Below are 26,975 nucleotides of genomic sequence, written 5' to 3' on the forward strand. Positions count from 1 at the left end.
TACTAACAATTGTTAGTTTATTTAGCATCATAATCTACCCAAACTTCATCAGAAGCAGGATGACTTTGGCAGGTAAGTATAAAACCCGCAGCCACTTCATCAGGCTCCAAGGCATAATTTACCTCCATATTTACCTTACCTTTTAATAGTTTAGCACGACAGGTTGAACATACACCACCTTTGCAGGCATAAGGCACATCGGCGCCCTGTTGCTGGGCTGCATCTAAAATACTCATGCCATTAGCAGCCAATGGAAATTGAAAACTACGCCCGTCTAACTGTAAGGTAACTTTACTGGCAGACACACTTTTATTCACCTGATAAACAATAGCTGCAGTTCTTGGTTTGGCATGCAAGGCAGTAAACAGCTCAAAATGAATATGTTGCTCAGCAATACCTTTTTGCAGCAAAAAATCTTTAACAATGGTAATCATTTCAAAAGGGCCGCAAATAAAAAATTCGCTGGCAGAAAGATCAATTGCCTGTTTGGCTAAAACAGCACATTTTGGCGCATCAATGCGTCCTTCGTTCAATGGACTTTCTACTCTTTCCCTACTAAAAACAGGTATAAGTATAAAACGATCCATGTATTTATTTTTCAGTGCTTCCAAGGCTTCTTTAAATAGCATATCAGCACGGCTTTTATTGCCATACACTAATGTAAAGCTACTTTTAGTTTCGGTTTGCAGAGTAGCGGTAATGATGGATAAAATGGGCGTAATACCACTTCCTGCAGCAAATGCAACATATTTTTTTTGCTGTTCGGGATGTAAAGGGGTAAAAAATTTACCCATGGGGGGCATTAGTTCAATACTATCGCCGGGTTTTAAACAATGAAATGCATAATTTGAAAAAATACCATCCGGCAACAATTTTACAGCAATACGCCACCGTTGTTCGGAAGGAGCAGAACACAGTGAATAAGATCGCCTGACTTCTTCCCCATTGATATATGTCCGGAGGTTAATGTACTGACCTGCGGTAAATGCAAATGCAGCCTTCAGTTCATCTGGAATATCGAAACCAATTACAACAGCCGTATCGGTTTCATGGTATACTTCATTCACTTTTACCGGATAAAAATGTGCCACAACGAATGATTTAATTAATGATTTGGGGAAACTGGTTGATTGAGTACTATCCATTAATTTTTCAATCCGCCTACCAGAATGGTAATCATATTTTCTTCTAATACATCACCACTAATGCGTTGTTTACTTCTGTGCCAGCTTTCAATGCCGCTGATGGCATGCAACATAATCAGCACCGCTGTAGTTGCATCGATGGGTTTTATTTCTTTTTTTTGAATACCCGATTCTATAATGGCAGCAAAACGTTTGCGATAAGTACGCCGCTGATTTTGGAAATTAGACAGATAGGGATCTTCAAGGTATTTCCATTCCCGATCGCTCACATATACTTCATCAAAATGATCAATCATGCCATGTATATGAAAACGGAGAATCTTTTCTATTTTTTCAATACTACTGCAAGTTTCAGCTTCTACAGTTTCCATAAAATGCCCATAGCGATTGGCTACACTAAAACATATTTCGTGTAATAATTCACTTTTGCTTTTAATATGGTTGTAAAGGCTGGCGGCTTCTACGCCAACAATATCAGCCAGTTCACGCATACTGGCTGCTTTGTAACCTTTTTCTTTGAATAAAGTAGCGGCTTTGGCTACAATTACTTCTTTACGAGAGTTATTGGTGTCGGTTTTAATTCTTCCCATGCTGCAAAAATACACTAACTAACGTTAGCACCAAATGAAAGTTCATACCGTTAGTTTAAAGAGGGAATCCACTCATTGCCCATAAAAAAAGCCAAACAATGGGCGTAGCCAGTAACAAGGAATCGAACCGGTCTAAAAAACCACCATGCCCCGGCATAATTTGTCCACTGTCTTTTACACCCGCCATTCGTTTTAATTTGCTCTCCAACAAATCGCCGAAAGTTCCGGCCACCGTAGCAATAATGGTAATACCCCATGCAATGTTTAGCGAAATACCTGTAAACTGAATACCCAGAAAAGTAGCTACAATTATGGCTACAATAGCCCCACCAATGGTACCTTCCCAGGTTTTTTGGGGAGAAATAGCAGAAAGCGGCCTTTTACCGATAAAGGAACCCACCAAATAGGCCATGGTATCATTGATCCAGATGGTACCAATCAATAGCAATACAATGGCAAGCCCCGGAAAAATTTGTACGTTATTACTACCTGCTACAGGCCAAAAACCAATTCGAATATCCATCATTAAACTCCAGCTCAATGATATATAAATAAGCCCCAAAAAGGAATACCCGATTATTTTAAGATCTATTTCCTTCTTAAACACAATTTCTTTGGCCATTAAAAAAACAGCCATTAATAAAAACAAATACCATCCCAAACCATACATGGTTACCTGGCCCAATGGAAAAGGGTTATGAAAACGCCAAACCATAAAGCACCATCCCAAAAACATAACTCCATATTCATGCACCCACCCAATACCGTTGTAGGGCGGATATATTTTTTTAATTAATTGCTGATACTCATGCCAGCAGCCAAAATGAATAAGGGTAAATAATATAAAAAAACTCCACTGATTAATCAGTAACCCGGACAGCATAATCATAACAAAAAGCAATGCGGTAAGTGTGCGGGTTTTAAATGTTTGCAGGTTCAATGCCATAGCAATTCGTTCAATTAATTTAAAAGCGACCGTTGTAATAAATGCTGTGCCACATCTTTCAAATGCATGGGCACATAAATTTCAATTTGTCCGAATATCAGGTAACTGCTGTCTAATTTATTCAGCACCTGAACCGGAATACTGTTTTCTTCCAAAACCCCTTTTATAATGCTGGCTTTCGGAAAATTTTGTGTACTGAATAACAAATACCAGGAGGGTTTATCCTTCATAAAAAAAATTTATACCAATGATTGCTGCGTTGGTGTAACCTGCTTAAAGTACTTAAATAATGCTACTAACGCTATAACGGCTGCAATGCCAATATACCAGGGAAAAGTTGTATCATCCAAAGCATCTTCTTTTAACTGTCCGTTTTTGGTAGCAAAATACAACATGGTTACAGCAAAGCCATTGTTCAAAAAATGCAACAAAATATTGAGCCATATATTTTTACCGTAATAATAAATATAGCCTAAAATAATGCCCAGTCCAAAACGGGGTAAAAAACCATAATAGCTGGTGTGCGCTGCACTGAAAATGATACTGGTAATAATGATGCCTACTGCCGCATTTTTAGTCCATTTTACCAGAATATTTTGTAACCCTCCTCTGAAAAAAGTTTCTTCAAAAATGGCCGGCGCAATGGCAATAACGAACAATGTGTACAGGTAATCACCAAAATTTTTCATGGAAGCCATCCCTTTCACGCCATCGGTATATGCTTTTTCCATTGCCTTAAAACTCACTTCCCATTTGTGTGGAATGGGAATAATTTGGTTGAGCTGCGTTAATGCACCACTTAAAAACAAACCCGCAAATACCATTGCAATCACCAAATATACCTGACGAATATTTACTTTACGATTATATTGCATGTATTGCAAAGGCTTGCGGCTCAATAACAATGATAAAAAATATGCCGGCAAAAAAAACATACAAAAAGACATTACCAACTGAATTAGTTTGGCTGCATTAGCATAAGCCGGTAATAAAATATCGGTAGCCATGCTGGTAAACGATTGGTGCGTCATCATCATCCAAATAATTACTGCCAATACACTACTCACTACAATACCCATTCCCGCAAAGCCAATCAAAATGGCCAACTGCCCAAAATAAGAAATTTTACTACTACGTAAAACCGGCTTTTCTGCTGTAAAGGCATCAAAACCATCATGTGCCGGTGTTGTATTTTCAATCATATCCATAATTTATCTGTAAGATTGTAAATTTGCGCTTTGGTTGTTAACCAACCAATTAATTTTTAATGGAATGGTAAAAATAGGAAACATCAGCTTACCGGCCTTCCCTTTATTACTGGCTCCTATGGAAGATGTGAGCGATCCTCCTTTTAGGGCAGTATGTAAAGAGAATGGGGCAGACTTAATGTACACCGAATTTATATCGAGTGAAGGATTGATTCGTGATGCCATTAAAAGCAGAAGAAAATTAGACATATTTGATTACGAACGCCCCATTGGCATACAAATTTTTGGCGGCGATGAAGAAGCCATGTCGCTCAGTGCTAAAATTGTGGAAACCGTACAACCCGATTTGGTTGACATTAACTTTGGTTGCCCGGTTAAAAAAGTAGTCAGCAAAGGTGCCGGAGCCGGCGTTTTAAAAGATGTTGATTTAATGGTACGCCTGACCGAATCCGTTGTAAAATCTACGCATTTGCCGGTAACTGTTAAAACCCGTTTGGGTTGGGATGAGCAATCTAAAAATATTGAAGAAGTAGCAGAACGCTTGCAGGATGCGGGCATTAAAGCATTAGCCATTCATGGCCGCACCCGTTCACAAATGTATAAGGGAGAAGCCGACTGGACGCTGATTGCCAAAGTAAAAAATAATCCCCGCATCAAAATTCCCATTTTTGGAAATGGCGATATTGACTCACCCGAAAAAGCATTTGAATACAAAAACAGGTTTGGTGTAGATGGCATCATGATTGGCCGCGCCGCTATTGGCTATCCTTGGATTTTTCGTGAAATTAAACATTATTTCGAAACACAAACAGTATTACCTTCACCAACTATACGGGAACGGATTGACGTTTGTAAAAACCATCTTTTAAAATCGGTTGAATGGAAGGGTCCCATCGTTGGCATTAATGAAATGCGCCGCCACTACGCCAATTATTTAAAAGGCTTACCGGGCATTAAAGAGTACCGCAACAGATTGGTGACCGTAAAAGAAACAGAAGAAATTATTGCCATCTTATCTGAAATTGAACAGAATTATGAAGGGTACAGTTTTGAGCGCACACCCATTGAACTGATTAACTATCACGAGAAATGCCCGGTATAATATTATGTTACCGGCAACAAATCGTGGTGCAGCGCCTGTTGCGTCGCACACTTGTACGTTCCTATCGCTATGCGGCAAGCGGCAATTACAGCATCACTGTTTAATAGCGGCCAAAAATTTAGGAGATAAAGGCGAAACAAAAGAAGAAAAATAGTGCGTTAACATACCTGCTTCATTCACAAGGTATTTATTAAAATTCCAAACTGGTGCCTGATTATTCCATCCATTCCTGTTCGCATCACTCAACCATTGAAACACAGGATGCTGCACCTGAGATTTTACCACAACCGATTTTTGCATTAACTGAAATTGTACTCCGTAATGCAAGCTGCAAAAATTTTTAATATTGGCATCCGTATCCGGTTCCTGATTTTTAAAATCATTGGATGGAAATGCCAGGATGATCAACCGGTCTTTATAAGTTTCATATAATTTCTGTAACGCATTATACTGCGCCGTAAAACCGCAATTACTGGCAGTATTTACCAGTAATACTTTTTCCCCGTGTAAAGATGAAAAGTTGAAAACGGAGCCATCAGATTGAATGGCGTGCAAAGTGTAAAAATCTACCGGCGGTATCACTTGTTGTAAATTGACCAGATAATTTTTTTTATCCGGCATCCACTTACCTATTTGCATGGTAATGGGATATATCCATTTCAACAAACTTTGTTTTACTGTCATACTATATTTTAAAATGTACTAACAATGCAACACATCATTGATGGATGTTGTTCAAAAAAACGCATCATTTACCGAATCAGCCATTTAAAGAGTTTCAGCTTTCCTTTAAAAGGCGGGTATTTGATAGCCGGATCAAACCAAACCGGCGTTTGCATTACCGCTTTTTTATGACTGAAGGTATCAAAGGAATATTTTCCATGGTATAAGCCAATACCACTGGCACCCCTGCCGCCAAAAGGCAGGTTAGGATTGGTTAAATGCCAACTGGCATTATTAATGCAGGCACCACCTGATGGTATTTTTTGTATCCAATCTTCGGCATTTTTTTGGGATTGCGTAAACACATAAAACGCCAGCGGATTTGGGTTTGCGGAGATGATATTATCTACTTCTTCAGGTGTATGAAAGGGAATAACAGGTAAAACCGGGCCAAAAATTTCTTCTTTCATCACAGCCCCGTTTAAATCAGTAACAGCTAATAAACTTGGCGCTATATAAAGATTTTCTTTTTGAAAGGTGCCACCCTCTAATACCGTTCCCTGTTCCAAATAGCCCACTACTCTATTCCACTGTTTTTCATTAATCATTTTACCATAATCAGGACTACCGGCAACATCATCCCCAAAAAATTGTTGAATCACTTTTTTCAATTCCTGCACAAACGCATCATAGACAGATTGGTGTACCATAACATAATCTGGTGCCACGCACATTTGACCACAGTTGGAAAATTTAGTTACTGCAATCCGCTTTGCAGCAACAGCTATATTTGCATCTTTATCCACCAAACAAGGGCTTTTACCTCCCAATTCTAAGGTAACAGGTACTAAGTTTTCAGCAGCCATTTTATAAATAATTTTACCCACGGCTGTGCTGCCGGTATAAAAAATATAATCGAATGTAAATGAACGTATCAGAGCAGGTACCACAACAGCACCATCTCCCTGAATGCAAGCAATATAATTTTTAGAAAAAGTGGTATCAATTATTTTTTGTAACACATTTGCAGTTGCCTCCGCAAACTCACTCGGTTTTACCACCGCCACATTACCGGCAGCAATGGTGCCTACTAATGGACTTAATAATAATTGAACCGGATAGTTCCATGGCGCAATGATTAATACAACGCCCCAAGGTTCTGCATATAGTTTACTGGAAGAAGGCAGATTCGCTAAATTAGTACCAACAATTTTTGGCTTTATCCAATTTTTTAAATGGTGCAGAGCATGATTTATTTCAGCCACCACCATCCCAATTTCCGTAACCCAGGCTTCTTCCCTGCTTTTTTTTAAATCAGCTTCCAGCGCAGTATACAAGTCATTTTCAAATTGAAGAACGGCTGCTTTTAAATTCAGTAACTGCTGCTTTCTAAAAGCATAAGTTTTGGTAACCCCTGATTGAAAATTCGTTCTTAAATCATTGAGAAAAGACAAATCATTCGGCTGCATATCAATTAATTTCAAAGAAAAGATAAAGAAAATAACGCTACAAATAAAACCCAATCATTGATAGCACAAAAAGGGCCATTGCAAGTAATTGCAACAGGCCCTATCTAACAAAAACGACTACCACAAATTTTTAATTATTGAATAGTGTAAATGAAGCTGTTTGCACTTCATTACTGTTGGTACCAATCATCACTTCATATTTTCCGGGCTCAGTAACATATTTTAACTGGCTGTTATAAAACTTTAATACATCAATCGTTATCGGAAAGTCAACTGTTTTGGTTTCGCCCTTTTTTAAAAATATTTTTTGAAATCCTTTCAACATTTTAACCGGTCGGCTAATAGAAGCCACTTCATCACGCAGGTATAGTTGTACCACTTCCTCCCCATCATAATTACCGGTATTCGTAACATTTACTGATGCATGAATGGTTCTTCCATTTTTCAAATTAATGTCAGATAAAGTAACCGGGGAATAATGAAAACGTGTATAACTTAATCCAAAACCAAACGGAAACAGGGGTGCGTTAGGAATATCTAAATAGTCTGATTTAAATTTGGTTGGGCCACCTAAAACATAAGGCCTGCCTGTATTTAAGTGATTGTAATACACCGGAATTTGCCCTACACTATAAGGGAAAGAAGCGGTTAATTTCCCGGAAGGATTTTCATGGCCAAACAACACATCTGCAATACCATTGCCGGCTTCGGTGCCACCAAACCATACATCTACAATGGCTGTAGCCATTTGGCTTTCTTTTACCAACGTCATAGGCCTTCCGTTAAATAACACAATTACTACCGGCTTTCCGGTTTGCACCAGTGCATGCAATAGTTTTTGCTGACTTTCGGGTAACCCTATATCAGCCCTGCTGGATGATTCACCCGACATATCGGCAGCTTCACCTAATGCAGCCACCACCACATCTGCTTGCATAGCAGCGGCCACTGCTTCCTGAATCATGGCATCTGATGATGTAGGCCCCATTTCAATTTCAGGTCCAAATACATTTACTTTTTTATTGAAGAGGGTATCATCTGAAATATTAGCGCCTTTGGCATAAACAATTTTCACCTGTTGGCCGGCCACATTTTCCATTCCTTCCTTCAAAGTAACTGCATGATGCCAGTCACCGGAAACACTCCAGGTACCCAGCATATTTCTTCGGCTATCAGCCAAAGGACCAACCAAGGCAATGGTACCGGTATGTTGTAAAGGCAATACGCTATTGTTGTTTTTTAATAATACACAAGCTTTGGCAGCAGCTTTTCGGGAAAGTGCTATATGTTCGGGCGATAAAATAACAGATGCTCTGTTGGCTGAAACATTACGATATGGGTTGTTAAACAATCCTAATTTATATTTGGCTTCCAGCACTCTTCTACAGGCAGTATTAATATCATTCAAGGTTACTTTGCCTTCCTGTAATGATTTTTTTAAAGTGGTTAAAAAACCTTCTCCCACCATATCCATATCTAACCCTGCTTTTAACGCTAATGCAGCAACCTGTTGCAAATTTCCCAAACCATGTGCTTCCATTTCATTTACAGATGTATAATCGCTCACCACAAATCCATTAAATTGCCATTGCTTACGCAATAAATCGGTTAACAACCAACGGTTACTCGTTGCCGGAACATCATCAATTACATTAAACGAACTCATTACACTACCTGCACCGGCATCGATAGCAGCTTTATAAGGGGGTAAATATTCATTATACATTCTGATGCGGCTCATATCTACCGTATTATAATCACGGCCACCTTCAGCAGCACCGTATAATGCAAAATGCTTTACACAAGCCATAACGGTATTATCTTGCTGAAGATTATTGTTTTGATAACCACGCACCATGGCACCGGCAATAGCGCTGCCTAAAAAAGCATCTTCCCCTGCACCTTCCGCGATACGGCCCCAACGGGGATCGCGGCATATATCTACCATGGGCGAAAAGGCCCAACTCAATCCATCTGCAGTAGCTTCAATTGCTGCAGCACGGGCAGTTTGTTTAATTAAAGTGGTATCCCAACTACAAGCCAGGCCTAATGGAATAGGGAAAGTTGTTTTATGACCATGAATCACATCAGAACCAAAAATTAAGGGAATGTGTAACCTGGATTTTTCCACTGCCAGCCGCTGTGCCTGTAATACCTTATCGGCGCCAATTACACCAAATAAACCACCCACCTGTCCGTTTTTAATTTTGGTTTCTACATCAGTGCTTACTACGGCGCCGGTTGGAATACCTCCTCCGGGTGTCAGCAAATTCAACTGCCCAATTTTTTCTTCCAGCGTCATTTGCTGCATTAATTTTTCAATGAATTGGTGCATTTTAACCGAAGCAGGTAATTGCTGTGCTATTGCAGAATAATTGAACATCATCACAACAGCGAATAATAAAGACGTTTTTTTCATACTTTGTATTTTTGGGTAATGCAAATTTATTTTACAAGAACAGGTTTTGTTCTTTGCGATATTCCATTTTCATTCAAGGCTTCAATGGCAAAATAATAAGGCTTTTCTTTATCCATTCCTTTGTACCAATACTCATTTTGGTTATATACCATAATTGAATTGTAAAGCTTATCAGGCTGTGTTCCAAAATAAATATTATATGCATAGGCATTATTAACGGTTTGCCATTTCAGCCAGCCACTCCGCTTGTCTTTTTCTGTTCTCAAAACAATAAAGTTTTTAACAGAATCGGGAACACTACCCATTCCTTTTCCAAAAACACGCAATCCACTAATAGCAAATTTTCCCGTAGGCATATGTATGTTTTCTAATTTTATAAAACGGGTTTGCACCGGTGTTGGTAGTTCTACATAATCATGTGGTATATCAGATGTATTCAAAGATTTATCTACTAAAACAGTCCAATTCCTGCCATCTGCGGACTGATACAATTTATATTGATGGAAAGAGCCGGATTGTTTTCCTAAAAAACTACTGTCTACATTTTGATCGGCATAGTTGATTTGAATGGCATATACAGAATCCTGAGCGCCCAAATCTGTTTGAATCCATTCTCCTTTTTTGCCGGTAGCGGCACTCCAGTAGGTTTTAATATTTTCATCTACAGCATTATTCGGCTCAAACGCACCCAATGTTGAAGATACCTGAACAGGTTTGTTGTAATTCAGCAACATCCATCCCGTAAAGCCACTACCGTTTAAAGTAGCATGGTTACTGTTTTTAATTACATTGGGTAAATAATGTGGATAATCGCCAAATGAAGTGTTACAATATATCACATCATCTTCATCAAAACCGGCAGGCCATATTCCCAACCTTCTTTCAAAATTGTTTTTAACACTAATAACCATGGTTGAAACATGCCACCAGTTATTCCATGCATCCTGAAAAGTGCTGCCATGACCGGCACCATGGGCAAAACCTCCGGGTTTAAATGAAAGCGGATCAGATTGTGGCGTAAAAGGACCTAAAGGATGTTCACCCACAACCACACCATCAGCATAGCCACTAAATTCAGTACCCGGTGCGCCGTATTGTAAATAATATTTGTTATTGTGTTTTGTCATCCAGGCACCTTCAATAAATGGATCTAAAAAGGTATTGTCCATATACTCACCAAAACGTTGCCATCCATAACGCCAGGGTTCCAATAAATACATTTCTTTTCTGGAACCCATAGGTGCCAGATTATTCCTGTTTAATTCAATACCGTATAACGGATATCGGTTGCTGCTACCATTATACATGTACAATTTACCATCTGTATCTACAAAAAAATCGGGGTCCCATCCACCAATTGCAAAGGAATCAACCAAAGGTTTCCATTCATTTGCTTTAGGATTAGTGCTCATCCAAACAGAAAAATTTGAAGTATAAGTAGAGCCAAATACAATCATTGTATCGCTTAATACAGCAACAGCAGGAGCGCAAAGCTCATCATAGCCAGCATTCCAGGGACGCAAAAATTTACGGGAAACAAAATTCCAGTGTAACATATCAGTACTCCACCAATAACCCCACTGATTGGTAGAAAACAAATAATAATCATTCTTATAGCGAACAATTACCGGATCGGCAGTTGCACGGTGACGGCCGGCCTCACTAAAATTTGGAATGGGTGTATAACCATAATCAATATTAATAGGATTACAATAAGTTTTCTGTTGCCATTGCGCTTGTACGCCATGTACAAAGCACAATATTATCAAAAGCGAAAAAAATTTAACTTTCATTGTTTAATTATTTTTCTGTTGCAACCATGGGCTTTGGAAACCTAATTTTATTAACCCTCCCTGTACTTCTTTACAGCTCATGAATAATTTCCATAACAATCCGGTTCTATAATTTTCAATCATTACCACTATTGGGCCTTCATCAATTGCCAGATAGGAAGAAGCAAACCAGTTTTTTGATAAATTAAATGCATCTTTAAAACCATATTCACCCCAAAGTTTTGAGCCAAGACTATCATAAAAAAAACGCAATGCTTTCATTGAATATTCGGGCGTATAGGGAAAAGCAGACAAAGCTGCAGTTGGCGCAATGGTACCCGCATCATTTGTAGGTGAAAAAGCATTGTAACCATTGTAGGTATCGCAGGCGGTTAAGCCCCAGCAATTGGGCCCATAGCCTTTAAACTGCTTTGGATTAGCCAAACAATAGGCATGATTAATTAATGTATGATTGCGATTTTGTTCCCAATAATTAGCATAGTGGTCTTTTAAACCACGAGGGTCAAGCCCCAGAAATGAGTATTGAGAAAAAAATAATGGCCCACCACCATCAAAACCCAATGGCAGGGTAATACCATAAAACTGTTTACCATTTTTAAAAAAATCGCTTTGTACCCAGCCCTGATGATACACATCGGCAGAAACGGGATATCGGGTTCCAGATGCAGCCAGCACATAAGTAATTAAACATTCATTAAAACCACGTATCGGAAAATTCATGGCCCATCCATTGTTGGGGCTCCAGTGCCAATACAAAATTGTTTGTCCGCCTTTGGTGAACCAGTTCCATTCTATATCATTCCATAACCAATTAATACGGTTTCTGATTTCTGTTTCTACTGCATTATCATTTGTAAAATATTGCCTGGCACATAATAAACCCTGAAACAAATAAGCTGTTTCTACCAAATCAGCGCCATCATCTTTTCTACTGAAAGGAATGGTAACACCGGTTGTGCCATTCATCCAATGTGGAAATACACCATGATAGGAATTAGCTTTTGAAAGAAAGCGAATCATTTTCAGCAACCTTGCAGCAATGGTATCACGTGGTACCCATTTCCTGTCTGCTGCCACAATCATAGCCATTACGCCAAAACCGGTACCGCCGGTAGTTACCACTTCATCACCATAATCATAAGCCACATTGCTGCGTTCACGTGCCATACCACTAACGGGATGAGCAAAATTCCAGAAATATTTAAATGTTTGTTGTTGTACCAAATCTAACAGCGCACTGTCTGATAATCTTGAATTGCCTGCTTTATATTGAGCAAAGGATGCAGGCATTATAGCAATCATACACAACAAAATAAAACATAATTTTTTCATAAGAAATGTTTTTTCAATAATGCAATATTTCATTTACAGATAAGGTGCCGTAAAACCTAAATTACGCATACCATTTTGCACTTCCGGACAAGAAGTAAACAGGTTCCATAACAACCCCGATCTGTAATTTTCAATCATAATAATTTCAGGACCCTGATCAATAGCCAGATAACTGCTGGCAAACCAGATGTTGGTTAAGTTGAATGCATCGGTAAATCCATATTGCCCCCAAATTTTATCGCCTAATTTGTAATAGAAAAATCGGATAGCGGCCATAGATTCTGTTGGTGTATAGGGCAAAGAGGCAATAGCAGCAGTGGGACTAATTACACCCACATCATTAGTTGGGGAATGTGCTGAATAACCGGAAACATTATCATCGCTGGCGGTAAGCCCCCATACAGCGCTGCTGTACCCATTATAATGTGCAGGATTGGCCACACAATAAGCATAATTTATTTTTGCATGTGCTGTGTTTTGTATCATATAATTGGCATAAACATCATTCAACCCATTGGGATTAATACCGAGAAAAGAATAATGCGCAAAAAACAATGGGCCGCCTAATGCAGGTCCTAACGGTAATACATTTTCGTAATAGGTATTTCCGTTCTTCATACCTCCATTCGAAGCCCATCCATTGGTATATACAGCCTGATTAATGGAAGAGGTGGTTGAAGATGCTGCAAGCACATAAGTAATTAAAGCTTCATTCCATCCCTTAATCTGTATATTCATATTCCAGTTATAATTAGGGCTCCAGTGCCAGTAAAGCACCTGCTGATTATTTTGTGTAAACCAATTCCATTCTACTCCATTCCATAATTTGTTAATGTTGTTGCGCAAAGTGGTTTCCGTTGTACCAGCCCCATTAAAATATTGTCGGGCACACAATAAGCCCTGCATTAAATAAGCAGTTTCTACCAAATCAGCTCCATTGTCTTGCGTACTAAAAGGTACCGTTGCCCCAGTGGCGCCATTTATCCAATGCGCAAAGGCACCATGGTAACGCGTACAATTATTCATCAAAAACGAAACAATGGTATTGATTCTGTTCAGTCCGTCAGTTCTGGAAATAAATCCACGATTCACGCCAACCAGTATACTCATGATACCAAATCCGGTACCGCCTGTTGTTACCACATCGCCAGACGTATTTCTTTCTCTTGCCATACCACTTACCGGATGACCAAAATCCCAAAAATATTTAAAGGTTTGTTGTTGCACCAACGTAAGCAATGCAGTATCGGCAATTTGGGGAAATTTATCGGTTGAATCGATGGCTGTAATGAGTTTAACCGAAACCGGCGATTGTAAATTTCCTCCGGCTTTTGATTGTAATGCAGTTGATACAGTTAAAGTATATAACGTAATAGGGTTAATGTTATTAACAGGTTGTATTAAAACTGCACTATCATTATTTTGCAATGTAGTATTGATGGGTATTACTACACCACTGCCACCCACTAATTGAATACTGTTTGCCAATGAAGTGTTATTAATGGGGGCTGTAAATGAAAATAAAATGAAGGGAGTTGTATTTACATTGTAATAGGTAAATCCGCTGTATTGCCCATTTACCTTTAAACTGTTCAGGCTAAATGATGCCGGTGCAGGTGCAGGGCCTGGTAAAACAGTTGTATCTTTTTTCTTGCAACCGCTAAAAAAAACAAGCAGCATAAAAGCCATCCAACCGTTTTTAAAAAAAAGTTTCATAATAAAAGTAAAAAGTGCATCCTGCTGTACGCATGATTACCACAGGACACACTTTTTTATTTACAACAATGAAAAAATTATTTACCCAAATTTTGTAACTGATACAAAGCTTTTACATCTGCTGCAGCAATGGCTTTATTGTATATACGCACCTCATCCATAGCACCTGGCATATAACTGGCCCACCCCTGCGCACTACCTGCAGTACCCAATGAAGGTGTTGTATTAAACTGCATAGTACCAAAAATTAAAGCTGACGCATTTTGAAAAGTTAATGGACCATTTCCTGCTTTTACGGTAGTATTGATAGCGCTGCCATTTAAATAAGTAACAAATGTAGAAGTGGTAGCATCGTAAGTCAACACAATATGTGACCATTTATTCCAGATATTGCCTGCGGCAAAAGTACCCAACCATTGGTCGTTATCAGTTGTAGGATTCACCCAGTTTTCAATATGCGCTTTTAAATTTGCATTGGTAGGTGTACTGCCATTTTCAAAGAAAATATCAATATTGCCCCAAAAATCCTGCGTATTGGATAAGCAAACCAATCCAAAAGTACCATTTGTGTTTTGTGGTGAATTTACCCAAAATGAAATGGTAAAACTTTTTAAACCCACCACTGCACTGCTGGGTGTAGTAATAAAATAGCCGTTATTGGCACCTTGCAAGGCATTTCCCTTAATACCAGTTGTAAATGAAGTACCTACTCCGTTGCCATTTTTATTTGAAACACTGTCAATCAGCGAGTTTTCAAAGCCCCAATAGCCCACCAGATTAGAAGCTGCAATTTCTCTTGATGTTGTATAACCCCCAAATGTTTGGGCAGGTGCATAACTGGCAGGATCGAAGGATTTTTGGCAGGAAGTTATTCCAACGGCCAACAATAAAATTTCGGAAATATATGTTGAAAAATTATATTTTTTATTCCGTTTCATAATCAGAAGTTTAATTAATGAATAAAACAATTAGTATCCGGGATTTTGAACCAATACCCCGCCACTAATATCAATTTGGTTTTGAGGAATAGGCCATACTTCATTTTTACCGGCTTTCCAACCTAATGGGCCAAAAACAGTGGCTGCACGGCCCTGACGAATTACATCAAAATAACGATCAAACTCCATGGCCAGTTCAACCCTTCTTTCGTGCCAAATGGCATTACGAAGTGTAGCCTGATCGGTGGTAACAACCGGGGGTAAATCAACTGCAGGGTTAGCACTTTGTGCTCTGGCACGGGCTCTTACTTTTTCTAAAGAAGCCAATGCTGCTGCTGTGTTACCCAATTCATTATTCGCCTCAGCATTCATTAACAACACTTCAGCATAACGAATTACCCGAACATTTTGATCGGCACCCTGATTATCCACTAACGCTAATGCAAAGGGAACATAAGATTTCATGTTATACATGGAAGGAGCACCGGCTTGCGGCAACGGCACTACGTCACCATCCGGTGTAGTAGTACCGGCAAACATAATGGTTGCATTTAAACGCGGATCACCGGGCTCAAATTCATTCACCAAATTTTGGGTTGGTACATTAAAACCCCATCCTGCATTGGCATCTCGGTTACCCTGCACCTGTGAATACTGGCTATTAGAGAGTCCGCCATTGCCCGCAACATAATTGCACTGAATTTCAAAAATGGATTCTACATTATTCTCATTCGGAATTCTAAACAACTTATACGGACTAGGGAAAAGACTATAGGTACCCGATGCAATAATTTGATCGGTATATGTTTTTACATCACTCCATTTTTTCTGATACATGGCAACTTTGGCGTGCAAAGCTAATGCTGCACCTTTGGTAGCACGGCCAATATCGGCAGGGCCATAAGTAGCGGGTAAAACGCCGGCAGCATCTGTTAAATCCTGTTCAATGGCAGTATACACATCAGCAGGTTTACTTTGTACAGGGTTTAATTCAGCAGGTTTTGACGGCACATGTAAAATGAGTGGAATATTTCCGAAAGCGCGTACCAATCTAAAATAAGAATAAGCCCTTACAAATTTTGCTTCTGCCAAATACCGTGCTTTTAAAGTTGCATCCATATTAATATTGGGCACATTATCAAGCACCTGATTACATAAATTAATATTCTGATACTGGCCTGTCCAAAAACCATCTAACTGGCCATCAGTAGCTGTTACAGTAAAATTATCGTAAGCGTTAATGAAAGTAGCATCGCTGGGCACACTGCCTTTTGCTGCATCATCAGATCCTACGCTTTCTACACAAATAGGGGCAAAAGCCACATTATTCCAACTACGTAAATTTCCATAAATGGCGTTTACTGCATTAGCTGCATCGGTAGCGGTTTTCCAAATTTGTGTAGCGGGTTGCTGACCCTGAACGGGTACTTCCAAAAAATTTTTTGAGCAACCGGAAACAATCACTGCCATCGACAAACATAATATTGCCGGCTTTACCACCCGGGTGACCAATTTTATTTTCAATATATTTTTCATAATAATATGCTTTAATAAGTTTAGAAAGAAAGATTTACACCAAAGTTGTAAATAGCAGATAACGGATAGGTATTGTTGTCGATACCAATATTACCCGGGCTACCACCCACTTCAGGAGAGAAACCTTTGTAGCTAAAGAAATTAAATGCATTTTGCGCATTTACATATAGCCGAAGTGTTTGGATACCTAAATGTTGTAAACGGGCATTCGGTAAAGTATAACCCAATTGCATATTTCTAATTCTGAAATAGCTGCCACTTTCTACATACCATGAATTGGGCCAGTAATTATTACCACCGCCAATATTTACAGAAGGGTAACTGTTAGAAGTATTTACACCATGCCAGCGGTTATTGTAAAAATCCTGTGTCCAGTTTTCAGCACCATAACGCAAACCCTTATTGGCATTGTACACATCTACACCTGCTACTCCCTGAAAATCAACCGACAAATCAAATTGTTTGTAAACAAAATTGGTACTGATACCATAAATGTATTTTGGATTTGGGTTGCCCAATACTACTCTGTCGTTAGCAGATATGGGTCCTACGCCTGTTGTGCTGGCATATTTAAAATCGCCCGGTTGAGCATTGGGTTGAAATAAGTTACCGGATTTGTCTTTGTAATTCGCTACATCTGCAGCAGTTTGAAAAATGCCCACTACTCTGTATCCATAAAATACCCCAATAGGTTGGCCTACTGTTGTTAACGTAGTAAACTGACCACCGGTAGCACCGGAACCACCATCATAAATTTTTTGCCCGCCTGCACTGTTACTTAAAAATTTATTTTCATTATAAGAAACATTACCATTAATAGAGTAACTGAAATCTTTGTTTACATTATCATGCCAGTTCAACGATAATTCAAAACCCTGATTTTGTGCATCACCCACATTAGTTGTAATAAATTGGTTGGCCAATCCTGCAGAGCCCGGCAAATAAACATTCATAATAATATCCTGTGTTTTTTTATTGTACACATCTGCCTCAATAGTTAAGCGACTATTTAGAACAGAGGCTTCCAGGCCAATATCTGTTCCAACACTCTTTTCCCATTTTAATGGTGGTGGAGGAATGGATGCAACACTTACACCCTGCGAAACGGTACCACTATTGCCATAAATTACACTGTATGCGCCGCCTGAAACGGTTTGTTGTGTACTCACAAATGTGGGTACACCTGCATTGCCCACTTTACCCCAACTAGCCTTTAATTTCAGCGAATTAAATATGTGTTGATTGCGCATAAAATTTTCCTGAGAAACAATCCATGCAGCACCTATAGATGGGAAATATCCCCATCTTTCACTTCCGGTAAATTTAGAAGAACCATCTGCACGCATGGTAGCATTCAACATGTATTTATTTTTAAACGCATAATTGATTCTTCCAAAATAAGAGGAGATGGTAGATTGTAATGGATATTGCTGGTTATAACTATTATCCACATCATTTACATAGGGGTTATTACCCAAACCCAAAAACCAGTTACCGGAATTAACATTCGGAACATTTTGTGCAGATGCTGAAATAAAATTATAATTATTCCATTCCGCATGCTGACCGGCTAAAATAGTTACCCGATGATTGGTAGCAAATGTGTTGGAATAAGTAATGGTATTTTCTGCGATCCACGATCTGTTTTCACCTCGGGAAACACCCAGGTTACTAACAGAATTTTGTTGCGTAGAGGTAGCTTTATAAACAGGCACATAATTTTTAGATTCATTATCGCCATATACCCCGCTAATGGTTGTTTTAAAATCAAAGTGACTGGCAAAGCGAATATCTACATAAGCATTACCGGTAAAGTTGTATCCTCTGCTATATGAATTATTATAATCTAATGTTGCCTGCGGATTGCTAACTGCAGAACCCAATCCATAATAACCCGGATCGCCATAAGTAACACCATCGGCAAATTTTACAGGTAAAACAGGAGGAGCAGCATACAATGCATGCCAAATTCCACCTGGTGCATTGTGCGAATTATTAAAATTGCCAATTACAGTGTAGCCTGCTTTAATGTTTTTAGAAACTTGTATATCATTGCTCAGATTGGCAGTATAACGGGTATAGTCGTTTGTTTTTAAAATACCTTGTTGAGTTAAATAACCCAAAGAAAAATTATAGGTGTTTTTATCAGAACCACCGGTTACCGATACCTGATGATTGGTAATGATGGCATTGCGTAAAACCTGATCAAACCAATTGGTACCTGTGCCAAATTTCGAAGAATCTAAGAAGTTGGTAGCCCCTGTCATTCTGCCCAATTCATTAAATAAAACAGCATATTGATGAGCATCGGCCATTTTTACCTGATTGGTAGCTTTTTGATAACCCACATAACCTGTATAATTAACTACCGGCTTTCTATTAGCACCCGTTCCTTTTTTAGTTGTAATAATTACAACACCATTGGCCCCTTTAATACCGTATATAGCTTCGCTGGAGGCATCTTTTAAAATACTGATAGATTGAATATCGGCGGGGTTTAAAAAATTAACGTCATTTAACCAAACACCATCTACCACATATAACGGGCCGGTATTTGACCAATAAGTACCTAGGCCTCTAATGTTGATTTGTGGTGCACTACCCGGTGCGCCAGAGTTGGTAATTTGCACACCGGCTACCTTACCCTGTAATGCACTAATGGGGTTAACAGAAGCCTGTTTTGAAATTTCAGAACCTTGAATGGTAGCAATTGAACCCGTAACATCCTGTTTACGTTGGGTACCATATCCCACTACTACTACCTGATCTAACTGTTTCTCGGAAGCAACCAATGATATATTAATCACATTCTGGTTATTTACTTTTACTTCCTGTGTGGTATAGCCAATATAGGAAACAATTAAAACCGCATTAGGCGCAACATTCAATGAGTAATTACCATTATTATCGGTAACCGTACCTTTTGATGTACCCTGAATGGAAATACTTACGCCGCTTAACGGTTCTCCTTTTTCGTTTACTATTTTTCCCGTTATTTTAATATCCTGTTCATCTGGATTAACAGAACGAATGGCAATTAAATTATTGCTTAAAATTTTATAGGTTAAACTGGTGCCGGAAAATAATTGGTCAAGCACAGTTTCAATGGCCGCATTGTTAACGTTGAGGTTTACCTTTTCCTTCAGGTCTTTCAAGCGGCTGTTGAATAAAAATCTGTATCCGCCCTGCTGCTCAATATTTCCCAGCACCTTGGCTATTTCTGTTTTATTCATTTTTACAGAAACCGTTTGCGCATGGGTACCGGCAGTGGCATTAAAAATGCAAAAAATACTAAGTAGTAGTGTTAGTTTCATATAAATTAATGGCTTTAAGGGAAGACGCAACTTCCCTGCAACAGCAATCGATTTTTTCATACATTAGTGTTTGAATAAGTGAATAATGCTAAGAACCTGCTATTCATAGCAAGCATTCTGGTGTTTTTCCGGCGGGGAATGTTGCAGCATTTCCCGCTTTTTTTTGAATATAGTTGTTGATTTAACCGGAGTTGAGGATGGGCATAGGCAGTCGTTTTAAAATTTGAATTAATAAATGGTAACCGTTTTATCTTTTATTTCATAATGAAAATTGGTAGAAAATTTTAACGCATCAAGCGCTTGAGTTAGCGTTTCATTTACAAAAGAACCGTTTAGCCTTATATTTTTATATCTGTCATTTTTAAACACAAATTGTACATCGTACCAACGTTCTAACTGGTGCGCTACTTCATCAAAGCTTTCATCTATAAAACACAATCGGTTTTTAGTCCATGCAGTTTCAATTTTTAATGAATCATCCTGTTGTAGCGGTGTTAAGTTTTTAATGGCAACAAGATTATCATCTAAGTTTTTCAAAACAGGTTGTATGTTTTTCTGCGCATTTACAGAATCAGGCACATTCAACACTACTAATTTTTCATTGGGTTTCAGAAAGTACTTTTCATCCGGGCGACTATGCAAAGTAACCTGCACCAAACCCCTTACCAGACTGGTTTCTACGGTTTTATCATTCGGATATGAACGTACATTGAATAAGGTACCTAATACCCTTACATCAATCAGTTTGGTATGGATGATAAAGGGTTTCGCAGCATTTTTTGCAACATCAAAAAATGCTTCACCGGTCAAATAAACTTCACGTTGTACATTTCCAAAACTTTTATAATACCATAATTTACTATCGGCATTGAGCCAAACGGTAGAACCATCTGGTAATATAATTTTTGTTTTAGATGCATTTTTTGTAACAATTTCATTAGGTATTTCTACTGTTTTAACGGCAGGTTGTGGAATGGGCTGCTGCTTGTTTTCTGAAAAACGCCACCAACCTGCAATAAGCAATATCAAAATAAATGAGAACACACCGGCTGTCATGTATTTATTGATACGTTGTTTGCTATGAAGTGGTTGTGCAGAATGAATAACAGTTGAATCTCTCTGATGGGCAGTTCCCATTGTTATACCCTGCTCCTGCATACGTTGCAGGTGCAATAAGAAAGTGGCATCTAAAAATTCCATATCCACATCCGGATATGTTTGCCAGTTTTCTTCAAGAATGGCAGCAACTGCAGCATTGACTTCATCTTGTTTTAAAAGACCAGCCAATTCTTCCAATTCAGCTTCCGTAGCTTCTTTGGTAAACTTGCGTGCCAATAATTGCCATATTCTGTCATTTTTCTCCATAGTTCTGTATCAATAAGAGTATTCAAAAAAGAAAATCCCCTAAAGGGGGATCATTATTTTTTTTGTTTGCGGGAAATAGAAAGCCGTTCTGCCAGCTTTCGAAGTGCAATAGCCAATTGATGATCAATTGTTTTTACACTGATTTGAAGTATACTGGCAATTTCCCGATATTTCAACTGATCTTCTTTGGCCAGTTTATAAATGAGTTTACATTGTGGTGGTAATTGTTGAATGGCTTCTTTTAATTGTTGCGCTGTTTCTGAAAGCTGAAGGGTTTCATCCGGTTGAATGTATTCAGAAATCAATTCTACCTTCAACTCATGAATGGGTTGGTATCGAAATGTTTTTTTCTCCTGCTGTAATTTTTTTAACGCACCATTTCTAACACTCACGAACAGGTAAAGTCTTAAATTCTCTATTTCAAGTAAGGTTGCCCTGCGTTTCCAAATTTCAATTAATACATCTGAAACAACCTCTTCAGCTAATTGTCTTGATTGCAAAATAGCATAGGCATGATTTTGAAGAGAGGGGAAGACACAAAAAAATAATTTCTTGTAAGCAGTCTCATCTTCATAAGAGGCTATTTGGTACTGCAATTCAGCAATATTACAATTGAATATACTATTGTTAGCAGCCAATTTCAGCAGATTTTCACTCAAAGTTATTCATTCATTTAGAATTGCCGCCAATATTTTTTGCGTAATACGTTATGGGAATTTACCATAAAACTTAATTAGAATTGTGCTGCACAGTTGCCATCATAAATACATTATTCTTTCTGTTTTCATCCGGTAACAGCTTTTTGGGATCAATAACAATGCTTTTTACGGGGCTGCTGGTAGCAAGATGTACCGTTCTGTGATTGCCTTGCAACCAGGTTTCTACCGGTAACTGCAATTGCATTTTTGCGCCATTGGTGTATTTAACTTCCAAGGGTATTGGCATTACCATGGATTGCAAATTTATAAGAGTAACATCTATACCATCAGCCGGGTTTTGATTTGTATACACAACATTTTCAATGGATTGATCGAGCGATTGATTGTCAAAAAACCACTCCCGCCAAAACCACGATAAATCTTCGCCACCCTGATTATTCATGGTGTTGAAAAAGTCGAATGGTGCAGGGTGCCGATAAGCCCATTGCTGAATGTAGTGCTTAAAAGCTGCATCAAATCTATCAGGGCCCAGAATTACTTCACGCAATAAAACCAACCCGTACGCCGGTTTAAAATATACCATAGGATGTCGATATTTTTCGGGAATACCATCTGCCCTGGTCATCATTACCGGAGCATGCGGATCAGATAAATAAGGCACTATTTCATCTGCAGGATTACCTCCATCCGGTGCATACTCGCCATCTCTTTTAGGAGCATATTCGCCATGGTTAAACACATCAGATGCATACACATCAATAAATGTGTTAAAGCCTTCATCCATCCAGGGATACCTGCGTTCATCAGATCCTACAATCATGGGGAACCAGTTGTGCCCAATTTCATGCGCAGTTACCCAGTATAATTCTTTTCCTTTATCGGTAATGCCATCAAATACAATTCCCGGATATTCCATTCCACCGGCAATGCCTGCCTCGTTAATGGCTACCGGATAGGGATATTCAAACCATTTTTCAGAAAAATATTCAATTGATTTTTTTAAGTATTCAGTTGCCCTGCCCCATGCGCTATCCCCTATACTTTCGACCGGATAAACCGACATGGCCATACAATTTTTACCACTTGGTAAATTTACTTTTGATGCATCCCATATATATGCTTTTGATGCACCAAACGCCACATCTCGTGTATTAAACATTTTAAAATGCCAGGTTTTATTTCCCTTTAAAGCAGGCTGTTGTTGCACTTCAGCAAGTGTTCTAATCCATACGGTTTGGTTACTTTTTGCAGCTTCGGCAAGCCTATTCAGTTGCAAAGGAGTTAATACCTCTTCCGGATTTTGCAATTCGCCACTACCGGCCACAATCATTCCTGCAGGTAATGTAATGGTGTAATCGTAATCGCCATAATCACAATAAAATTCTCCGCTACCTAAAAATGGCAAAGTACTCCATCCCTCCAAATCATCGTATACACACATTCTTGGGTACCATTGTGCTATCTCAAAAATTTTACCATATTGCGTAGCAACATAATCGGTTCTACCGCCAAATGCACCTGGAATCTGATATTGATATTGAATATGAATGAAAATTTTACCATTTTTTGCTGCCAGCGCTTTTGATAATTGTATCTGCATACGGGTATCATTCACCAAATAGTTTACCTGCTGCAATTTTCCATTCTCTTCAATTTGCACAGATGCAATTTGAAAACCATTTGTAGATTCATTTCGGATACGATTGGTATAATATTGAGAACGGGCATTGGGTAAATAGGTATTTTGGTCCAATTGCAACCACAAAATATTTAACGCATCGGGACTGTTATTGGTATAGGTAATTGTTTCAGAAGCAGTGAGTATATTCTGCACAGTATCTAAAGTTGCATGTATTTTATAATCGCTTCTATTTTGCCAATAATCTGCTAACGGAGCGCCATTAGCAGAACGGTATACACTTCCGTTACCTTGATAACTGAGTGGCGCAAATACCTGCCAATTGCCGTTTAATGAGCTTTTTTGCTGTATATTTTGTGCCTGCACCCTTGAAAAAGTCATTAACCATACCATTCCTAAAAAAACATAACTACTTTTCATTGTACAATATTTAACGATTAGATGTTGAAGGCTGCTGGATCAATATTTTAAAAATTACAGCATCAAAGCCCACCTTCATTCAAAAATTGAAATTAAGCAGATTGTATTAACTATGCTCCGAAAATTATGCAACAACTAATTTTGAATTTAAAATTAAAATGGGTACTATTCTATTATCCGGGATATGCGAAAAACCAATAGAACACTGAATTTACAAATTTACCCTGCATCTATTAACTTTGCAGCATAACCAATTAGAATGACAATACACCACGAAGGTTACCGTACTATAGGCATTGCCAGTTTGCTGTTCGGGCTCATCAATGTTTTATCATTTGCATTTTTAAGCGGCGCGGTACTATGGCTGTCCATTGCCATTTTTATCATTACTCTAATTTTGTTATTATTTATTATTTCATTTTTCAGGATACCGCATCGCACATTAACCATACAGGACAATGCCATTGTTTGTCCGGCAGACGGGAAAGTTGTGGTGATTGAGGAAATAACAGATACTGAATATTTTAAAGATAAACGTATTCAGGTAAGCATTTTTATGAGCCCTGCCAACGTTCATGTAAACAGAAACCCAATGAGTGGTGAAATTGTTTACAACCAATATCACAAAGGAAAGTATCTGGTAGCCTGGCACCCGAAAAGCTCTACTGAAAATGAACGTTGGAGTGTGGTAGTTAGAAATGGTTATGGTGAAGTATTATACAAACAAATTGCCGGAGCTTTAGCCAAACGCATTTGTAATTATACAAAAGTGGGCGATAAAGTGCAACAGAGTGCTGAATATGGTTTTATTAAATTTGGCAGCCGGGTAGATGTTATATTGCCTTTACATACCAATATTAAAGTAAAACTTAACCAACAAGTACAGGGCGGAGTAACCGTTTTAGCCACCTGGACTTTTAATATTTAACATTTGTGGCAGTACAAATAATTAAAATTTCCTTAACTTTAATTCAAACAAATCATCAACACATGAAAAAATTTGCAACTGCAGGAATACTGGTTCTGCTATTGGCAGGAACCGTAATTGCTCAGGATGGTGGAAAAAAGAAATGCAATAATAAAGATTGTAAAGACTGTTCTAAAAAAGAGTGCAAAAAAATTTGCAAAAAGGATTGTTGCAAAAAGTCCGGAACTACCGCCATGTATAAATAAGAAATATTTTGATTCCCATAAAAAACCGGCTGCCCATTCAAACATGAGTAGCCGGTTTTTAATTTCCTAAAATTATAAAATATTTTCCAATTGCTGTAAATGACTTACTGCATAAGTGGCCTGAATATGTGGCTCTATGCCCAAATGATTTACAAAAATACTATCCATACCCACATTCACTGCACCCTGAATATCAGCATCTAAATTATCGCCAATCATAATACTGTTTTCTGCAACTGCACCGGCTTGTTCCATTGCAAATAAAAAAATTTCTTTATTGGGCTTTAAGCTATTGGAAACCTCAGAAGTAATTACTTTTTTAAAATAACCCTGCAAGCCGGCATTGTATAATTTTTTGTGTTGAACAGCTTCAAAGCCATTGGTAATGAGGTGTAACTGATAGCCTTTTTGTGTAAGGTAAATGAGTATTTCATTCGTGTAGGGAAAAACTGCATTCTTGAATGGCAATCTTTCTAAAAAATCAACAGCCATTTGCCGGGAAAGTGGCTCATCTGCAATTTTAAAATCTAATAAAGCAAGCCACATTCTTTTCCAACGCAATTCATCCTGTTTAATAAACCCTTTGGTATATCTATCCCATAAACGTTCGTTATGATAACTGTAGCGTTCAAAAAAATGGTTGAATGAATCAATACCTTTGTCTGACAACTGATGCAGCGCATATAAATCCTGCAGTGTAGCTTTTGCATTGGCTTCAAAGTCCCATAACGTATGGTCAAGATCAAAAAATATATGTTGATATTTCATATTATTTATTCTGAATAATGTGCGATATTTGAGAACAAATGTAACAGAATTTATTACCAATTAACCAGCAATACCATGAATATCATTATTACCGGCGCTTCAAAAGGAATGGGAAAAGCGATTGCAGGAAAATTTGCCGAGCAGGGGTATACCTTATTGTTATGTGCCAGAAATGCAGTAACACTTGAGGCAACAGCAGATGAATTGCAACAAAAATACCCGCAATCAACTATTCATTTCAGGGCAACGGATATGTCTGATTACAATGAAGTAGCTGCTTTTGGTGATTGGTGCCTGGGTATTGGCGCACCGGATATTCTGGTAAATAATACCGGCCAATATAAGCCCGGCTCTATTTTAACTGAACCGGAAGGTACCCTGATGGATTTAATGCAGGTAAATCTTTTTAGCGCTTATCATTTAACCAGAATCATTGCCCCTGCAATGATATCAGAAAAAAAAGGACATATTTTTAATATTTGTTCAATTGCATCATTAAATGCCTATCCTAACGGAGGAGCATATAGCATTAGTAAATTTGCTTTATTGGGATTCAGTAAAAATTTACGTGAAGAGTTAAAACCGCATCATGTAAAAGTAACGGCTGTAATGCCCGGCGCTGTATATACCGAAAGCTGGTATGGCAGTGGAATTGACCCACAACGCATTATGGAAGTAAAGGATATTGCCAATTTAATATTTTCAGCAGCAAACTTATCACCGCAAGCCTGTGTAGAAGACATCATCATCAGGCCACAATTGGGCGATTTATAAAAAAGG

The 26,975-nt window shown here is 38.4% G+C and carries 22 protein-coding genes; 4 read left to right on the plus strand and 18 right to left on the minus strand.

Translation table 11 applies throughout. The features are described 5' to 3' along the window. Positions 1-17 precede the first annotated feature (17 nt). From paaE to JK139_RS12295, 5 genes are read right to left on the minus strand one after another with little or no spacing between them, the layout of a single operon-like run. Complete coding sequence (paaE, locus tag JK139_RS12275) at positions 18-1,145, minus strand: 1,2-phenylacetyl-CoA epoxidase subunit PaaE (protein ID WP_218331391.1); 1,128 nt, start codon at positions 1,143-1,145, stop codon at positions 18-20. Then, complete coding sequence (locus JK139_RS12280) at positions 1,145-1,735, minus strand: TetR/AcrR family transcriptional regulator (protein WP_218331392.1); 591 nt, start codon at positions 1,733-1,735, stop codon at positions 1,145-1,147. Before JK139_RS12280 ends, paaE begins: the two co-directional genes overlap by 1 nt. 55 nt (positions 1,736-1,790) lie before the next feature. After that, on the minus strand, positions 1,791-2,681 hold the full coding sequence (locus JK139_RS12285; protein ID WP_218331393.1) for a phosphatidate cytidylyltransferase: 891 nt from the start codon (positions 2,679-2,681) through the stop codon (positions 1,791-1,793). A gap of 14 nt (positions 2,682-2,695) precedes the next feature. Next, on the minus strand, positions 2,696-2,911 hold the full coding sequence (locus JK139_RS12290) for a putative signal transducing protein (RefSeq protein ID WP_218331394.1): 216 nt from the start codon (positions 2,909-2,911) through the stop codon (positions 2,696-2,698). Positions 2,912-2,920: 9 nt separating this feature from the next. Beyond that, a complete protein-coding gene (locus JK139_RS12295) occupies positions 2,921-3,883 on the minus strand; it encodes a CPBP family intramembrane glutamic endopeptidase (RefSeq protein WP_218331395.1) in 963 nt (320 codons plus the stop codon). Positions 3,884-3,953: 70 nt separating this feature from the next. Here JK139_RS12295 and dusB point away from each other — a divergent pair, with 70 nt between their 5' ends. Beyond that, the gene (dusB, locus tag JK139_RS12300; protein WP_218331396.1) at positions 3,954-4,991 is read left to right on the plus strand and encodes a tRNA dihydrouridine synthase DusB; all 1,038 of its coding nucleotides are present in this window, start codon (positions 3,954-3,956) and stop codon (positions 4,989-4,991) included. 93 nt (positions 4,992-5,084) lie between these two features. On the opposite strand, the gene JK139_RS12305 is transcribed toward dusB, so the two are convergent. From JK139_RS12305 to JK139_RS12360, 12 genes are all read right to left on the minus strand, one after another. After that, a complete protein-coding gene (locus JK139_RS12305) occupies positions 5,085-5,675 on the minus strand; it encodes a glutathione peroxidase (protein WP_074421272.1) in 591 nt (196 codons plus the stop codon). Between the two features lie 68 nt (positions 5,676-5,743). Next, the gene (locus JK139_RS12310; RefSeq protein WP_074421273.1) at positions 5,744-7,123 is read right to left on the minus strand and encodes an aldehyde dehydrogenase; all 1,380 of its coding nucleotides are present in this window, start codon (positions 7,121-7,123) and stop codon (positions 5,744-5,746) included. 130 nt (positions 7,124-7,253) lie between these two features. Next, a complete protein-coding gene (bglX, locus tag JK139_RS12315; RefSeq protein ID WP_218331397.1) occupies positions 7,254-9,542 on the minus strand; it encodes a beta-glucosidase BglX in 2,289 nt (762 codons plus the stop codon). A 26-nt stretch (positions 9,543-9,568) separates the two neighbouring features. Then, a complete protein-coding gene (locus tag JK139_RS12320; RefSeq protein WP_218331398.1) occupies positions 9,569-11,335 on the minus strand; it encodes a family 43 glycosylhydrolase in 1,767 nt (588 codons plus the stop codon). 3 nt (positions 11,336-11,338) lie between these two features. After that, positions 11,339-12,667: a glucoamylase family protein gene (locus JK139_RS12325; RefSeq protein WP_218331399.1), complete on the minus strand. Its 1,329-nt coding sequence runs from the start codon at positions 12,665-12,667 to the stop codon at positions 11,339-11,341. A 33-nt stretch (positions 12,668-12,700) separates the two neighbouring features. Next, positions 12,701-14,383: a glucoamylase family protein gene (locus tag JK139_RS12330; protein ID WP_218331400.1), complete on the minus strand. Its 1,683-nt coding sequence runs from the start codon at positions 14,381-14,383 to the stop codon at positions 12,701-12,703. 77 nt (positions 14,384-14,460) lie between these two features. Then, on the minus strand, positions 14,461-15,321 hold the full coding sequence (locus JK139_RS12335) for a LamG domain-containing protein (protein ID WP_218331401.1): 861 nt from the start codon (positions 15,319-15,321) through the stop codon (positions 14,461-14,463). A 30-nt stretch (positions 15,322-15,351) separates the two neighbouring features. Beyond that, entirely contained in the window at positions 15,352-16,857 is a 1,506-nt protein-coding gene (locus JK139_RS12340) for a RagB/SusD family nutrient uptake outer membrane protein (protein ID WP_218331402.1), read from the minus strand. A 20-nt stretch (positions 16,858-16,877) separates the two neighbouring features. Continuing rightward, complete coding sequence (locus JK139_RS12345) at positions 16,878-20,231, minus strand: TonB-dependent receptor (protein WP_143439643.1); 3,354 nt, start codon at positions 20,229-20,231, stop codon at positions 16,878-16,880. A gap of 168 nt (positions 20,232-20,399) precedes the next feature. Beyond that, positions 20,400-21,536 (minus strand): FecR family protein, encoded by a 1,137-nt coding sequence (locus JK139_RS12350; protein ID WP_074421155.1) that lies wholly within the window; start codon positions 21,534-21,536, stop codon positions 20,400-20,402. Positions 21,537-21,589: 53 nt separating this feature from the next. After that, a complete protein-coding gene (locus JK139_RS12355) occupies positions 21,590-22,195 on the minus strand; it encodes a sigma-70 family RNA polymerase sigma factor (RefSeq protein WP_228733219.1) in 606 nt (201 codons plus the stop codon). Positions 22,196-22,265: 70 nt separating this feature from the next. Next, positions 22,266-24,254 carry a M1 family metallopeptidase gene (locus JK139_RS12360; protein ID WP_074421154.1) on the minus strand — a complete coding sequence of 663 codons (1,989 nt, stop codon included), beginning with the start codon at positions 24,252-24,254 and terminating at the stop codon, positions 22,266-22,268. 259 nt (positions 24,255-24,513) lie between these two features. Between JK139_RS12360 and JK139_RS12365 the strand changes: the two genes are divergently transcribed. Beyond that, positions 24,514-25,182: a phosphatidylserine decarboxylase family protein gene (locus JK139_RS12365; RefSeq protein WP_074418465.1), complete on the plus strand. Its 669-nt coding sequence runs from the start codon at positions 24,514-24,516 to the stop codon at positions 25,180-25,182. A gap of 62 nt (positions 25,183-25,244) precedes the next feature. Then, complete coding sequence (locus tag JK139_RS12370) at positions 25,245-25,427, plus strand: hypothetical protein (RefSeq protein WP_141676812.1); 183 nt, start codon at positions 25,245-25,247, stop codon at positions 25,425-25,427. 72 nt (positions 25,428-25,499) lie between these two features. Here JK139_RS12370 and JK139_RS12375 read toward each other — a convergent pair whose 3' ends face one another. Then, on the minus strand, positions 25,500-26,195 hold the full coding sequence (locus JK139_RS12375) for a YjjG family noncanonical pyrimidine nucleotidase (protein ID WP_068243789.1): 696 nt from the start codon (positions 26,193-26,195) through the stop codon (positions 25,500-25,502). Between the two features lie 75 nt (positions 26,196-26,270). Here JK139_RS12375 and JK139_RS12380 point away from each other — a divergent pair, with 75 nt between their 5' ends. After that, a complete protein-coding gene (locus JK139_RS12380) occupies positions 26,271-26,969 on the plus strand; it encodes an SDR family oxidoreductase (protein WP_074418467.1) in 699 nt (232 codons plus the stop codon). The last annotated feature ends 6 nt before the right edge of the window (positions 26,970-26,975 follow it).

It is taken from the genome of Hydrotalea lipotrueae, assembly GCF_019249625.1.
GTDB lineage: Bacteria > Bacteroidota > Bacteroidia > Chitinophagales > Chitinophagaceae > Hydrotalea > Hydrotalea flava.